General features: G+C 71.7%; 11 protein-coding genes. 6 read left to right on the forward strand and 5 right to left on the reverse strand.

Annotation, left to right across the window (positions count from 1 at the left end):
• Both FM110_RS00440 and FM110_RS00445 read left to right on the forward strand, forming a co-directional pair.
• The coding region (locus FM110_RS00440) for a S10 family peptidase (RefSeq protein WP_234991799.1) at positions 1 to 1,607 on the forward strand (1,607 nt) is incomplete at its 5' end.
• On the forward strand, positions 1,604 to 3,004 hold the full coding sequence (locus tag FM110_RS00445) for a glycoside hydrolase family 15 protein (protein ID WP_087101615.1): 1,401 nt from the start codon (positions 1,604 to 1,606) through the stop codon (positions 3,002 to 3,004). The genes FM110_RS00440 and FM110_RS00445, both read left to right, overlap by 4 nt.
• Positions 3,005 to 3,024: 20 nt before the next feature.
• Here the strand turns inward: FM110_RS00445 and FM110_RS00450 are convergent, their stop codons facing one another.
• Entirely contained in the window at positions 3,025 to 3,885 is an 861-nt protein-coding gene (locus FM110_RS00450; protein WP_087101617.1) for an undecaprenyl-diphosphate phosphatase, read from the reverse strand.
• A 327-nt stretch (positions 3,886 to 4,212) separates the two neighbouring features.
• Here FM110_RS00450 and FM110_RS00455 point away from each other — a divergent pair, with 327 nt between their 5' ends.
• Positions 4,213 to 5,565 carry an ATP-binding protein gene (locus tag FM110_RS00455; RefSeq protein ID WP_234991806.1) on the forward strand — a complete coding sequence of 451 codons (1,353 nt, stop codon included), beginning with the start codon at positions 4,213 to 4,215 and terminating at the stop codon, positions 5,563 to 5,565.
• A 127-nt stretch (positions 5,566 to 5,692) separates the two neighbouring features.
• On the opposite strand, the gene FM110_RS00460 is transcribed toward FM110_RS00455, so the two are convergent.
• On the reverse strand, positions 5,693 to 5,905 hold the full coding sequence (locus FM110_RS00460; RefSeq protein ID WP_087101622.1) for a YbdD/YjiX family protein: 213 nt from the start codon (positions 5,903 to 5,905) through the stop codon (positions 5,693 to 5,695).
• Positions 5,905 to 8,220, reverse strand: coding sequence for a carbon starvation CstA family protein (locus FM110_RS00465; protein ID WP_234991800.1), 2,316 nt, complete (start codon positions 8,218 to 8,220; stop codon positions 5,905 to 5,907). The genes FM110_RS00460 and FM110_RS00465 overlap by 1 nt, the downstream gene beginning before the upstream one ends.
• Positions 8,221 to 8,491: 271 nt before the next feature.
• Between FM110_RS00465 and FM110_RS00470 the strand changes: the two genes are divergently transcribed.
• Both FM110_RS00470 and FM110_RS00475 read left to right on the forward strand, forming a co-directional pair.
• Complete coding sequence (locus FM110_RS00470; protein WP_087101624.1) at positions 8,492 to 10,186, forward strand: sodium:solute symporter family protein; 1,695 nt, start codon at positions 8,492 to 8,494, stop codon at positions 10,184 to 10,186.
• 20 nt (positions 10,187 to 10,206) lie between these two features.
• A complete protein-coding gene (locus tag FM110_RS00475) occupies positions 10,207 to 10,698 on the forward strand; it encodes a hypothetical protein (protein WP_234991801.1) in 492 nt (163 codons plus the stop codon).
• A gap of 168 nt (positions 10,699 to 10,866) precedes the next feature.
• Here FM110_RS00475 and FM110_RS00480 read toward each other — a convergent pair whose 3' ends face one another.
• Entirely contained in the window at positions 10,867 to 11,520 is a 654-nt protein-coding gene (locus tag FM110_RS00480; RefSeq protein ID WP_234991802.1) for an NUDIX domain-containing protein, read from the reverse strand.
• The gene (locus FM110_RS00485; RefSeq protein WP_087101626.1) at positions 11,517 to 12,011 is read right to left on the reverse strand and encodes a hypothetical protein; all 495 of its coding nucleotides are present in this window, start codon (positions 12,009 to 12,011) and stop codon (positions 11,517 to 11,519) included. The genes FM110_RS00480 and FM110_RS00485 overlap by 4 nt, the downstream gene beginning before the upstream one ends.
• Before the next feature lie 125 nt (positions 12,012 to 12,136).
• Here FM110_RS00485 and FM110_RS00490 point away from each other — a divergent pair, with 125 nt between their 5' ends.
• Positions 12,137 to 13,105 (forward strand): DMT family transporter, encoded by a 969-nt coding sequence (locus FM110_RS00490; RefSeq protein WP_234991803.1) that lies wholly within the window; start codon positions 12,137 to 12,139, stop codon positions 13,103 to 13,105.
• Positions 13,106 to 13,286: the final 181 nt, after the last annotated feature.

Below are 13,286 nucleotides of genomic sequence, written 5' to 3' on the forward strand. Positions count from 1 at the left end.
CCTCCCAGCCGCCCACCGCCACCGCATCGCCCGCCGCCGAGCCCACCGCCGAGTCCGCCGCCGCGTCGACCACCGCCGAGCCGCAGGACCGCCTGAGCGTCACCAAACACGTGCTCGAGCTTCCCGACGGTCCTCTGCGCTACACCGCGACCACCGGGACGTACGTGATCCGCGAGGAGCCCGAGGGAGATGCCTACGCCCGGGCCAGCGCCTACGCCGAGGTCTTCGCCGTCTCGTACGTCGCCGAGCGGGGCGGCATCGTCCACGAGGCCACTACCCCTAGCGCCACGGACTCGGGCACCACGAACCCCGGTACCACCCGACGGAGGTCGACCGAGGACGACCGCCCATCGCGCGCCTCCGCCGCCCCGAATCCCCGCCCCGTCGTCTTCGCGTTCAACGGCGGTCCCGGCTCGTCGACCGTGTGGCTGCACCTGGGGCTGCTCGGCCCCCGCCGCGTCGTCTCGGGCGACGCCGACTGCCCCGCGGCGCCGCCGTACGGGATGACCGACAACCTCGAGACGCTGCTGATCGACGCCGACGTCGTGTGCATCGACGCGATGACCACGGGCTACTCGCGCCCCGCGCCCGGGGCCAAGCCCGATCGCCTCCACGGCTTCGCCGCCGACCGGGACCTGCTGGTCGCGTTCATCATGCAGTGGCTGACCCGCAACGACCGCTGGCTGTCCCCCAAGCATCTGCTGGGCGAGTCGTACGGGACCACGCGCGCGGCCGCGATCGCCGCGCAGCTCATGGACCGGCACTTCGTCGCCCTGAACGGCCTCATGCTGCTGTCCCCCGTGCTGGACTTCGCCACGCTCGATTTCACCCCCGGCAACGACGCGCCGTACATCCACTTCCTGCCCACGTACGCGGCGATCGCCCACGCGCACGGGAAGCATCCGGGGCTCAGCCTCGAGCAGGTGGTCGACGAGGCCGAGGCCTTCGCGGAGGAGGAGTACCCGGCGCTCCTGGCCCGCGGCCTGCGGCTGTCGGAGGAGGAGCGGCGGGAGGCGGCCGAGCGCATCGGCGGCCTGATCGGCACAGACCCGACCTGGGTGGAGCGCTGCGACCTGCGGCCCGAGCACATGGCCTTCCTGGCCGAGCTGCTGCGCGAGGAGCGCCGGATCGTCGGCCGCATCGACGGGCGCTTCTCGGCCCCGGCGGGAGACGGCCTGGCGGCGCAGATGGAGACCGACCCGTCGATCGACCTGCTCGCCCCGGCGTACACGGCCGCGATCAACCACTACCTGCGCGTGGACCTGCGCTTCTCCTCGGACGTGGTGTACGAGGCGATGACCGCGCGGGTGCACCCGTGGTCGTACAAGGAGTTCGAGAACCGCGCCGTCGAGGTCGCCACGGACCTGTCCCGCACGATGCGGAAGATCCCCGCGCTGCGCGTGTTCGTCGCCCACGGGTACCACGACGCGGCCACGCCGTTCCACGCCTCCGAGCACGTGCTCGCGCACCTGGGGATCAGCCGCGAGGAGTACGAGGAGCGCATCCGCATCGCCTATTACGAGGCGGGCCACATGATGTACTGCCACGAGCCCTCGCGCCTGGCCCTGTCCGAGCACCTGCGCGAGTTCGTGCGCGCCGGCGCGTGAGCGCACGCGGCCCGTCGTCCCCCTCGCGCCGCACCGCCCTGCGCCTCGGCGCCGGGGCGACGGCGCTGGTCGGCACGGCCGCCCTCGCCGGGGACGACGGCACCTGGCACGCGCACCTGCCGCTCATCTCGCAGACGGTCGCGCTGGCCGCGCCCGGGGAGCAGGCGCTGGTACGGCCGGACGTCGACGCCGTGATCCCGGGGACGCGGATCATCGACGGCGCCGACGACCTCGAGCAGCTCCTGGCCGATGAGGCCGCCGTCCGCTCCGCGGCAGGTGCCGCCCTGTCGGTGCGCAGCGCCGCAGCCGGCCCGACCTCGGTGGATGCGGCCTCGACGGATTCGGCCTCGGCCTCGACCCCGGCGGATGCGGTCCCGGCAGGGGCGCTCACCGCATCCGAGGGCACCGCCGATCTCCTGACGTCGGCGGCCCTGGACCTGCACGTCCTGTCGGTCGGGCTCGCCGCGCCGGTCGCCTCCTGGGCTCCGAACTGGCGATACGTGTGGCCCCGCGACAGCGCGCACGTGGCCGTCGCCCTCGCGCGCTTCGGGCTCGTCGGTCGCGCGAGCGGGATCGTGCGCGAGCTCGCCCGGCTCTGCGGCGCGGGCGAGGACGCCGGCTGGTTCGAGGCCCGGTACAGGCCCGGGTCGCACCGCGCGCCCGATGCCCGGGAGCGTCAGCTCGACGGCTCCGGCTGGTTCCTGTGGGCGCTCGACGAGGTGGCCGCTCTCGATCCGACGCTCCTGGACGACGCCGACGTGCTCGACGCCGCCTCCCGCACGGCCCGTCTGCTGGTGGAGATCACGCGCGGGGGCGCGGCCCTGCCCCCGGCCTCCCCCGACTACTGGGAGCGGCCCGAGACATCGCCGACGATCGCGACCTGCGCGCTGGTCGCGGCAGGGCTCGAGCGGGCCGTCGGCGTCGTGCCCGAGGCGGCCCTCGCGGACGCCGCGGCCTCAGCGGCCGATGCACTGCGCGACCGCATCGCCGAGGCCTTCGCGGCCACCGGCTACGGGCGCTACCCGGGCCGTGTCGGGGCGGATGCGGGGATGCTGTTCCTGCTGCCGCCGTACGCGCGGAGCGTCGATGACGACGTCGCGCGGCACGTCGAGGCGGCCCGCACCGCAGCGGCCCGACCCGCGGGAGGCGTCGCCCCTGGTGCGCTGTGGCGGCGCGACGGCGTCTCGTGGACCCCGCAGACGGCCATGTTCGCGCAGACCAGGGCCGCGCTCGGCGATGCCGAGGGAGCGGCCGCGCTGCTGCGGTGGCTCAGGGCGCATCGCACCGCGGCCGGATCGCTGCCCGAGAAAGTGCTGGCCGATGGGGCCCCTGCCTCGGTCGCGCCGCTCGCGTGGACGGCGGCGCTGGTGGTGGGGGCGGTGCTCGGGGCTGGCTGAGGCCGCGCGGCCCCGTCGGCTCAGGCCGTCAGTACGCCTGCCGCCAGCAGCCCCATGACGCCCAGGCCCACGGGGATGCGCCACGCGGCGAACCACGCGAAGGAGTGGTGGGAGACGAACCTCAGCAGCCACGCGATCGAGGCGTAGCCCAGCACGAACGCGATGCCGGCGCCCACCAGCAGCTGCGCGCCCGAGGCGGCCTGACCGGCCTGCGGGGCGAAGGCGTCGGGCAGGGAGAACAGGCCCGAGGCGAGCACGGCGGGGATCGCCAGGAAGAACGAGAAGCGGGTGGCCGCGGCGCGGTCCTGGTTCAGGAACAGGCCGGCGGAGACGGTCGCACCGGAGCGGGAGACGCCCGGGATGAGCGCGAGGCACTGGGCGAAGCCCATGATCACGGCATCGCGCATGGTCAGCTCCTCGGTCTGGCGCTCGCGGCGGCCCCAGCGCTCGGCGGCGATGAACACGAAGGAGAACAGGATCAGCATGCCCGCGGTGAACCACAGGTTGCGCAGGGCCTCGCGGATGTAGTCCTTGGCGAGGAAGCCGATGATGCTCACCGGGAGCGTGCCGACGATGACCATCCAGCCCATGCGGTACTCGAGGGTGGCGCGCTGGGCCTTGTCGACCAGGCCGCGCAGCCAGCCGCGGGCGATGTTCCAGATGTCCTTGGCGAAGAACACGAGCACGGCGGCCTCGGTGCCCAGCTGGATCACCGCGGTGTACGACGCGCCGGCGTCCTGCCCCCAGAACAGGGACGAGATGATCCGCAGGTGCCCCGAGGAGGACACGGGGAGGAACTCGGTGAGGCCCTGGACGATGGCCAGCACGATGGTCTGCAACCAGCTCATATCGGTGGTCGCGGCGATGATCGGATCGGGCATGGGGCCTACTGTCTCAGGCCGTGCGGCACGGGGGCGTCATCCTGTGGCGTGATCCTCGTCGGGGGCGCTCATCCCGAGCACGCGGCCTGGGCCGCCGGGGAGGGCAGGACGCTTCGCGCGATGCTCGAAGCTACTCGCAATTCTGCGTTTCGAGTAGCGTTTCGAGTAGCTTCGAGCCCACGCCTTCGGTAAACCCACAACACCCTTCCCACCAGGGATGATGCAACTCGGATCCGTGTTCTCTCAAGCGTTTAGAGTAGATGCACGACCCATGCTCCGCTCTCCGAGCTCGAGACTCGACCGCCGCATGAACGGCTCGACGCCCTGCTGCGGCGCCCGGAGGATCAGTGGTTCGAGAGGAAGTCGGCGCGGATCGCACCCAAAGACCTCGCTCGCTCACTCGTAGCTTTCGCGAATGCCGAAGGCGGTTCCATCATCATCGGCCTGCACGATGGCGCCTTCGACGGTTCCTCCCTGACGACAGAACGGGAGAACGCTCTCCGGCAGGCGGGAATGGACTTCGCGCGCCCACCCGTGCGCAATACCGCTGCCCGCCTCGACATCGGTGACGGGCGCTCGGTTCTGCGCATCGACGTCCCCGTCAGCGAGCACGTGCACGAGACCAACACCGGCGACGCCTATCTCCGGGTCGGCGATGAATCGAAGCGACTCACCTATACCCAGCGGCGTGAGCTCGACTACGACAGGGGCGCAGTCCACTTCGAAGGAGAGCCGGCCGCGGATGCCACGCTGAACGACCTGTCGAGCGGGGCCCTCCGCACCTACCGAGCCGCTGTCGGCAGTACCGCTGATGACCTCACCGCGCTTCGGGCGCGCTCACTGACGACACGGGACGGAGGGATCAACCACGCCGGGCTCCTCCTGCTCGGACAGCACCCCCAGCAGTGGCTTCCCCATGCCTTCATCCGCGTCCTGCGCTTCACGGACGACGACCCCGGCACCGGTTCACGTCAGCGGCTCGAGGCCGGAAAGGACGCGCGCTTCGAAGGAACCGTTCCCGAGGCGCTGTCGCGGGCCAGCAAGTGCATCGGGGACTGGCTGCCTGCCCATCGGGCACTGGACGCGAGCGGGAGATTCACCGACGTCCCCATCGTCCCGGGACCGGCATGGCTCGAGGGACTGGTGAATGCGGTGGTCCATCGCAGCTACTCTCTCGCCGGAGACCACGTCCGCGTCAGCCTGTTCCCCGGACGAGTGGAGATCGAGAGCCCTGGACGCTTCCCCGGCCTCGCTGATCCGAACCGCCCCCTGGAGATCGCACGGTACGCACGCAATCCCCGTATCGCTCGCGTCTGCGCCGACCTCGGCATCACGCTCGAGCGAGGCGAGGGAATCCGACGGATCTTCGAAGAGATGCGGACCGCTGGCCTGACCGACCCGACGTACGAGCAGACCAGCGGCAGCGTCAGACTCATCCTGCGAGCTTCCAGTCGCCTCGATCCCCGTCTCAGCGCGGCGCTTCCTCGAGGAGCTGCGGACGTCCTGACCGTGCTCCGCGAGCAGAACCGTCCTCTGGGCACCGGCGAGATCCTGGAGATGACGGGGCGGTCGCGGCCTTGGGTTCGGCACGTGCTGACCGCGCTGGAGAGCGCCGGACTCATCACCTGGAACGGCAAGTCCGCACGCGACCCCCGCGCGACGTGGGAGATCATTCGCTGAGGGCCCCGCCTCAGGCCATCACCAGCGCCTCAGCACCGGCACGAACGGAAGACGCCGACAACGCACGAGGGGCGGGGACGCTCTCGCATCCCCGCCCCTCACGGCACGCATGTCGCACGCACCGCCGTCAGCAGCACCGCCCCTCGGGGCTGGCGTCCTGCTGGGCGTACTTCCAGCGCCAGAACTCGCGCTCGGTCATCGGCGCATGCACGCACCCGGTCACCCGGTGGTGGGCCAGGTACTTGTCGTACGCGTCGGAGCCGAGGATCCCGCGGGCGAAGCGCCGGACCTCCCGCAGGAGATCCGGCAGCTTCGCCGCGGCGCGAGCAGGGACGCTCATTAGTGGTGCCCCGCCGCCTCGAGGTCCTTCTCGGGGTGGCGATCCAGCCACTCGCGCCACTGGGCGCCGAGCTCCTTCTCCGCGGGCGTCGGCAGCATGGCCGTCGGCGCGAAGAACTCGGACTCCACGTACGGCGCCTCGGTGTCGATGATGTTGCGGCCCATCAGCGCCTGGATCGTGCGCCAGGAGGCGACGACCAGGACGATGATCGTGCAGACTACGAACAGGATCGACAGCGATCCCTGGACGAAGGTGTTGAACACGACCGCGTTCATGGCGTCGACGTCCTTGGCCAGGCCCAGCGACGTCTTGCCGGCGGCGAGGGCCTCCTTGAAGGCCGCATGGTTGGCCCAGTAGCCGATCTTCGGGTTGGACGAGAAGATCTTCTGGTAGGAGCCCGTCAGCGTCACGGCCGCCGTGAACACGAGCGGCACGACGATGATCAGCAGGCTCCAGGTGCGGCCCTTGCGGGCGAACACGACCATGCAGATCGACAGGGCGATCGCCGCGAGCAGCTGGTTGGCGATGCCGAACAGCGGGAACAGGGTGTTGATGCCGCCCAGCGGGTCGTTGACGCCCATGTAGAGGATCGAGCCCCAGCCCAGGACCATGAGGCCCGTGGTCAGCCAGGCGCCCACGCGCCACGACGGGTCGTGGAAGCGCTCGTGCACACCGCCCAGGAGGTCGGCGAGCATGAAGCGGGCCACGCGGGTGCCGGCGTCGACCGAGGTGAGGATGAACAGCGCCTCGAACATGATCGCGAAGTGGTACCAGAACGCCATCATCCCGGCACCGCCGACGAGCTTGTGCATGATCCCGGCGAGGCCCACGGCCAGGGTGGGAGCGCCGCCGGTGCGGGAGACGATCGACTCCTCGCCCACGGCCTGCGCGGTCTGCTCGATGGTCGCGGCGTCCACGTGCACGCCGGTGAGCCCGAGGGAGTTGACGAACGCCGCGGCGCCCTCGGGGGTGCCGCCGGTGGCGGTAGCCGCGGAGTTCATCGCGAAGTAGATGCCGCGGTCGATGGAGACGGCCGCGACGAGCGCCATGATCGCCACGAAGGACTCCATGAGCATGCCGCCGTAGCCGATCATGCGCATCTGCGATTCCTTCTCGACCAGCTTGGGCGTGGTGCCCGAGCCGATCATCGCGTGGAAGCCGGAGAGGGCGCCGCAGGCGATGGTGACGAAGAGGAACGGGAACAGCGAGCCGGTGAACACGGGGCCGTCATCGCGCGAGGCGAACTCGGAGACGGCGGGCGAGGTGATGACGGGCTGGACGACGACGATGGCGATCGCGAGCATCGCGATGGTGCCGATCTTCATGAACGTCGACAGGTAGTCGCGGGGCGCGAGCAGCACCCACACGGGCAGCACCGCGGCGAGGAAGCCGTAGACGATGACGATGATCGCCAGGGTCGGGCGGTCGAGGTGGAACAGGGCCTGGCCCCAGTCGGACTCGGAGACCCAGCGGCCCGAGGCGATCGCGAACAGCAGCAGCGCGACGCCGATCATCGACACCTCGAACACCTTGCCCGGGCGCAGGTAGCGCAGGTAGATGCCCATGAAGATGGCGATCGGGATGGTCAGGCCCACCGAGTAGACGCCCCAGGCGCTCTCGCCGAGGGAGTTGACGACGACCATCGCGAGGATCGCGATGATGATCAGCATGATCGACAGGGTCGCGATGAACGCGGCGATGCCGCCGATCAGGCCCAGCTCGTCGCGGGCCATCTTGCCCAGCGAGCGGCCGTTGCGGCGGGTGGAGATGACCAGCACCAGGTAGTCCTGGACCGCGCCGGCGAAGATCGCGCCGACGACGATCCAGATGGTGCCGGGCAGGTAGCCCATCTGCGCGGCGAGCACAGGACCCACGAGGGGGCCCGCGCCGGCGATGGCCGCGAAGTGGTGGCCGAAGAGGATGCGACGGTCGGTGGGGACGAAGTCCTTGCCGTCGTAGGAGTACTCGGCCGGGGTGGCACGGCGGTCGTCGGGCCGCACCAGGCGGGCCTCGACGAAACGGGCGTAGAAGCGGTAGGCGATGAGGTAGCTGCAGACCGCGGCGAACACGAACCAGAGGCCGTTGACGGTCTCGCCGCGGGCGATGGCGACCATGAACCAGCCGATGCCGCCGAGCAGGGCGATGAGCGCCCAGATCGCGATGCGGGCGGGGGTCCAGCGGTTGTGCCGCGCGACCTCCTCCGGGTCGACGGCCGCGGGCGGCGGCGGATCGGCGAGGTCGGTGGCCGCGGTGGAGGAGGCGGCGGCCTGATCGGGCGAGCCGGTCGGCTCGTCCTCGGGATGGGAAGGTGACACGAGGCCCTCCTGGGCGACAGTGACCGGGGGAAATGGGACGTCAGAACGGTACACCGCCGATGTGACGAAGCAGGCACCGAAGGTCCTCCGTGGGATGCGCTCGCCTTCCCGAGAGCGGACCCGCGCCCGCTCGGGTGTAGCGTCGATGGCCGCTTCGCCACCGGTCGCGCAGCGCCGGACTCCTCCCCGGTCGTCCGGATCGTCGCCCCGGAGGCGAGGCCGCGGGGCCCTCCGAGCCCTTCCCCGTCCCCTCACCTCCCCGGGAGCCGCCATGGACATCCGCTTGGATGCCACCTGGATCGACTACGTGATCGTCGCCCTCTACTTCGCCTTCGTCCTCGGCGTCGGCTGGTTCGCGAAGCGGGGGGTGTCCAGCTCGATCGAGTTCTTCCTCTCCGGGCGATCGCTGCCCGCGTGGGTCACAGGCCTCGCATTCATCTCCGCGAACCTCGGCGCCGTCGAGATCATGGGCATGTCCGCCACCGGCGCGCAGTACGGCTTCCCGACCATGCACTACTTCTGGATCGGCGCCGTGCCCGCGATGCTGTTCCTGGGCGTGGTGATGATGCCCTTCTACTACGGCTCGAAGGTGCGCTCCGTCCCGGAGTTCATGCGGATGCGCTTCGGCCCGGCCGCGCACCTGGTCAACTCGATCAGCTTCGCCGTGGCCCAGCTGCTCATCGCGGGCGTGAACCTGTACCTGCTGGCCTCGATCGTCAACCGCCTGCTGGGCTGGCCGCAGTGGGTGGGCCTCGTGGTCGCCGCCGCGTTCGTGCTGTTCTACATCACCGTCGGCGGGCTCTCCGCCGCGATCTACAACGAGGTGCTGCAGTTCTTCGTGATCGTCGCGGCCCTGCTGCCGCTGACGCTGATCGGCCTGCACCGCGTGGGAGGCTGGAAGGGGCTGATCGAGAAGGTCAGCGGCGACGGCATGCTCGGCGCCGAGCAGCTGCACACCTGGCCCGGGCAGGCGCTGTCGGGCTTCGACTCCCCCGTGCTGTCGGTCATCGGGATCGTCTTCGGCCTGGGCTTCGTGCTGTCCTTCGGCTACTGGACCACCAACTTCGTGGAGGTCCAGCGCGCGCTGGCGTCGAAGTCGATCACGGCGGCGCGGATGACGCCGATCATCGGCGCCTTCCCCAAGATGCTCATCCCGTTCATCGTGATCCTGCCGGGCATGATCGCCGCCGTGCTGGTCTCGGACCTCACCGAGTTCAAGCGCCTCACGGTCGCCGGCGACGCCGCGGGGGCCTCCGCCACCGGCGTCACCTACAACGACGCGATGCTCCTGCTGATGCGGGACGTGCTCCCCAACGGACTGCTGGGCGTCGCGATCGCGGGCCTGCTGGCCGCGTTCATGGCGGGCATGGCCGCGAACATCTCCGCCTTCAACACGGTGGTCAGCTACGACCTGTACCAGCAGTACGTGAAGCCGGGCCAGGCCGATGAGCACTACCTGAAGGCGGGTCGCATCGCGACCGTCGCCGCCTGCGTGATCGCGATCTTCACCGCGCTGATCGCCGGCAACTTCTCCAACCTGATGGACTACCTGCAGACCCTGTTCGGCTTCTTCAACGCGCCTCTGTTCGCGACGTTCATCCTGGGCATGTTCTGGCGCCGCATGACCCCGGCGGCCGGCTGGACGGGCCTCGTGGCGGGAACGCTGTCGGCGGTCGTGCTGTGGAGCTCCTCGGAGTTCGGCGGGCTGTTCACCCTGCCCGGTCAGGGCCTCGCCTTCGTCTCGGCGGCCACCGCGTTCGTCGTCGACATCCTCGTGTCCGTGGTGGTCACCCGCTTCACGGCGCCCAAGCCCGCCCATGAGCTGCGCGGCCTCGTCTACTCCGAGACCCCCAGGGCCTCCCTCGTGGATCCCGATGAGGCCGAGCTGCCGTTCTACCGCCGCCCCGTGCCGATGGCCGCGATCGGCATGGTCCTCGTCATCGCCCTGAACGTGGTCTTCGCATGACCGCCCGAGAAGGAGAAGGCATGTCCCCCGCACCCGAGCACCGCCGCGGAACCCACCGGGCCGACACCGCCCCCGGCGACCGCGCCTCCGAGACGCACAGCCCCGATGCGCCTGTTCCCGGTGGCCGCGCCCCCGAGGACCGCACCGCCGAGGCGCCCGTGGTGGAGCCCCGGGCGACCGCGCCGTCCGAGCCCGCGTCGCTCGAGGGCGCGGGCGGCGACGGCGCGGGTGACGGCGCGCACGTCGAGACCGTTGGCGCCTTCGACATCCGCACGATGATCGGCGCCCTGATCGGCCTGTTCGGCGCGATCCTGACGGTCCTGGGCCTGGTCGCGTTCACCGCGGCGGAGGCCGCCAAGACCGGCGGCGTCAACGCCAACCTGTGGAGCGGGCTGGTGATGCTCGCCGTCGCCGCCGCGTTCCTCCTCTGGGCGCGGCTCGAGCCGATCCGCATCGTGGTCCGCGACAACGAGCCCGGCGCCGAGGAGCCGCACGACATCCAGGCGCTCTGATCCCCGGGGCCGGCTCCGACTGCTCCAGGCGCGACGTGCGCCTCGGGCACAGCGGTGCCGGTCCGGACAGCGCGACGGCCCGCAGCCTCTCCGGCCGCGGGCCGTCATGCTCTCGGGGCCCGCCGGGGGCCGACGGGTCGGAGGACCGACGGGCCGGCGATGAGGGCGTCAGGCGCCGAGGGTGCCGATCCAGGTGGGCCGCACGGACGGGTCGCCCATGAGCCACTGCGCGAGCTCGCGCGGGCGCACGTCGTGGCGGTCGAGCTCGGCGATCGGGAGCCAGGCGACGCCGATCTGCCGGCCGTCGGGCGCGGGACCGAGGCTCGGCTCCTCGCCGGGCTCGAGGCCGCACCAGCGCACGATGTTGAGCTGGTGGAACAGGCGGATCGGCGAGCCCGTGCGGGCGGCCTCGCGGAGCATCACCTCGTATGAGCAGGCCAGACCGAAGGGCCGCACGCGCGCGCCGGTCTCCTCGAGCACCTCTCGCACGAGGGCGTCGTCCTGGGTCTCGCCGTGCTCCTGGCCGCCGCCGGGGAGGTCGAACAGGTCGCCGTCCGGGCCCCGGTAGCGGTTCAGGAGGATCTCGCCGTCACGGACCACCGCGGCGCGCACGCCGATGCGGGGCCGCACCAGCAAGGGCGAGGAGTCGGAGCCGTCGACGACGGGCGGCGGGTCGGAGCCGTCGACGACGGGCAGCGCGCTCGCGGCCTCGGACGCCGATGCGCCCTGGCCGGGCGTCGATGCGTCCTGGTCAGGCGCGCCGGACCCCTGCGCCTCGGCCGCCTGCTCCTCTGCTGCCTGCGCCTCGGTCTCGGTGCTCACACGGGCCCCGGCTCGTCGTCGCCGACGACCTGCTCGATGGCGCCGGGATCGAGGTGCTCGGCCGTGAGGCCGTCGACCTCGGCCAGCTCATCCGCGTCCGCGGCGACCATGCGGTCCTCGTCGCGGTTGCCCTGCTCGGCGGCGGTCGCGTCGTCCTGCCCTGCCTGGCCGGGGAGAGTCCCGACAGCGCCGACGGGGGCGTCCTGGGCGGAGGGCTCGCGATCGGCCTCGAGGAGGTCATCGGCGCCCTCGACGCCCGATCCGACGGGCGCCGCCGCCCCGGGCGCGGGCTCCAGCCCAGATTCGGGTTCAGCACCCTCCGGGTCTCCGGTCTCGGGGTCGTCCCCGGCGGACTCGGGGCTGGACTCCTCAGCGTGCGGGCGGTCCGTCGCGGTGTCCTCCGCCGTCGTCATCCCGCCGGTCTCGGGCAGGGTGTCACCGGCCTGGTCGAACCCGCCGCTGCCGTTGTCGTCGATGTCGTCGATGCTCATGAGCTCCTCCTCGATCCTCTGTCGGTCCAGGGCGGCCCCGGCTCGGGCGCCGCCCCCGTCGCGGCGCAGTCTACGGACCGGGCCTCCGCGGCGTCCGAGCGCACCCGCTCCTACAGTGGTCCCTCGTGACCGATGAACCGCTGAGCCCCGCCGCGCCTCCGACGCCCCATGCCCCCGCCTGGGCACTGCCGGCCGCGCTGCTCGGCGGCATGATGGGCGCCGTGCAGTCGCGCATCAACGCGCGCCTGGCCGCGGAGGTCAACGACGGCTTCACCGCCGCCACCATCTCCTTCGGCACGGGCCTGCTGATCCTGCTCGTGGTCTTCGCGCTGTCGGCCCCGCTGCGGGCCCGGGCCGCCGCCTTCGGCCGCGACCTGCGCTCGGGCGCGTTCGCCTGGCCGCTCGCCCTCGGCGGGCTGGGCGGAGCCACCTTCGTGCTGGGCCAGACCCTGTCGGTCGGTCTGCTCGGGGTGGCGCTGTTCATCGTGTGCGTCGTCGCCGGGCAGACGGTCACCGGGCTGGTCGTGGACCGCATCGGCCTGGGACCCGGCGGCGTGCGCACCCTCACCCTCCCCCGCGCCGCGGGCGCCGCGCTCATGGTCGCCGCGGTCGCGTTCGCGATGTCCGGCGGCGTGACGACCGATGCGCCGTGGCCGCTGCTCGCGCTGCCGATAATCGCGGGCATCGCCATGGGGCTGCAGCAGGCCGTGAACGGGCGGGTGTCCCAGTACAGCGGGCACTTCCTCATCGCGACGCTCGCGAACTTCGTGGTCGGCACGATCGGGCTGGGGATCATCACCCTGATCCACGCGCTCGCCACGGGCGACGGCCCCCGCGCGCTGCCGACGAACCCCGTGCTCTACCTCGGCGGGGCGATCGGCGTCGCGTTCATCGCGATGGCCGCGCACCTCGCCCAGCCCCTCGGGGTGCTCGTGCTGGCGATGGCGACGATCGCCGGGCAGATCATCGGGTCCGTGACCCTGGACGCGCTCGCGCCCGCCGCCGGGGCGCACCTGTCGACGACGACGCTGCTGGGCGCGGCGCTCACCCTCGTCGCGGCGGTCGTGACGGCGGGAGTCCCCCGGCGCCGCTGAGCACCGCCCCGCGCTGTCCCCTGACCTGCCCCGTCGTCGAGCGCCACGCTGGGACTCGTTTGCGGCCGATCCTGAGTCGCAGCGTGACACTCGGCGCGAGCTCCCGCCCGAGCACCCACCTGAGTACCCACCTGAGCACTCGCCCGAGCACCCGCCCGGGCAACCGGGCACCCGGTTCCTG

Source organism: Brachybacterium nesterenkovii (assembly GCF_900163655.1).
Lineage (GTDB): Bacteria > Actinomycetota > Actinomycetes > Actinomycetales > Dermabacteraceae > Brachybacterium > Brachybacterium nesterenkovii.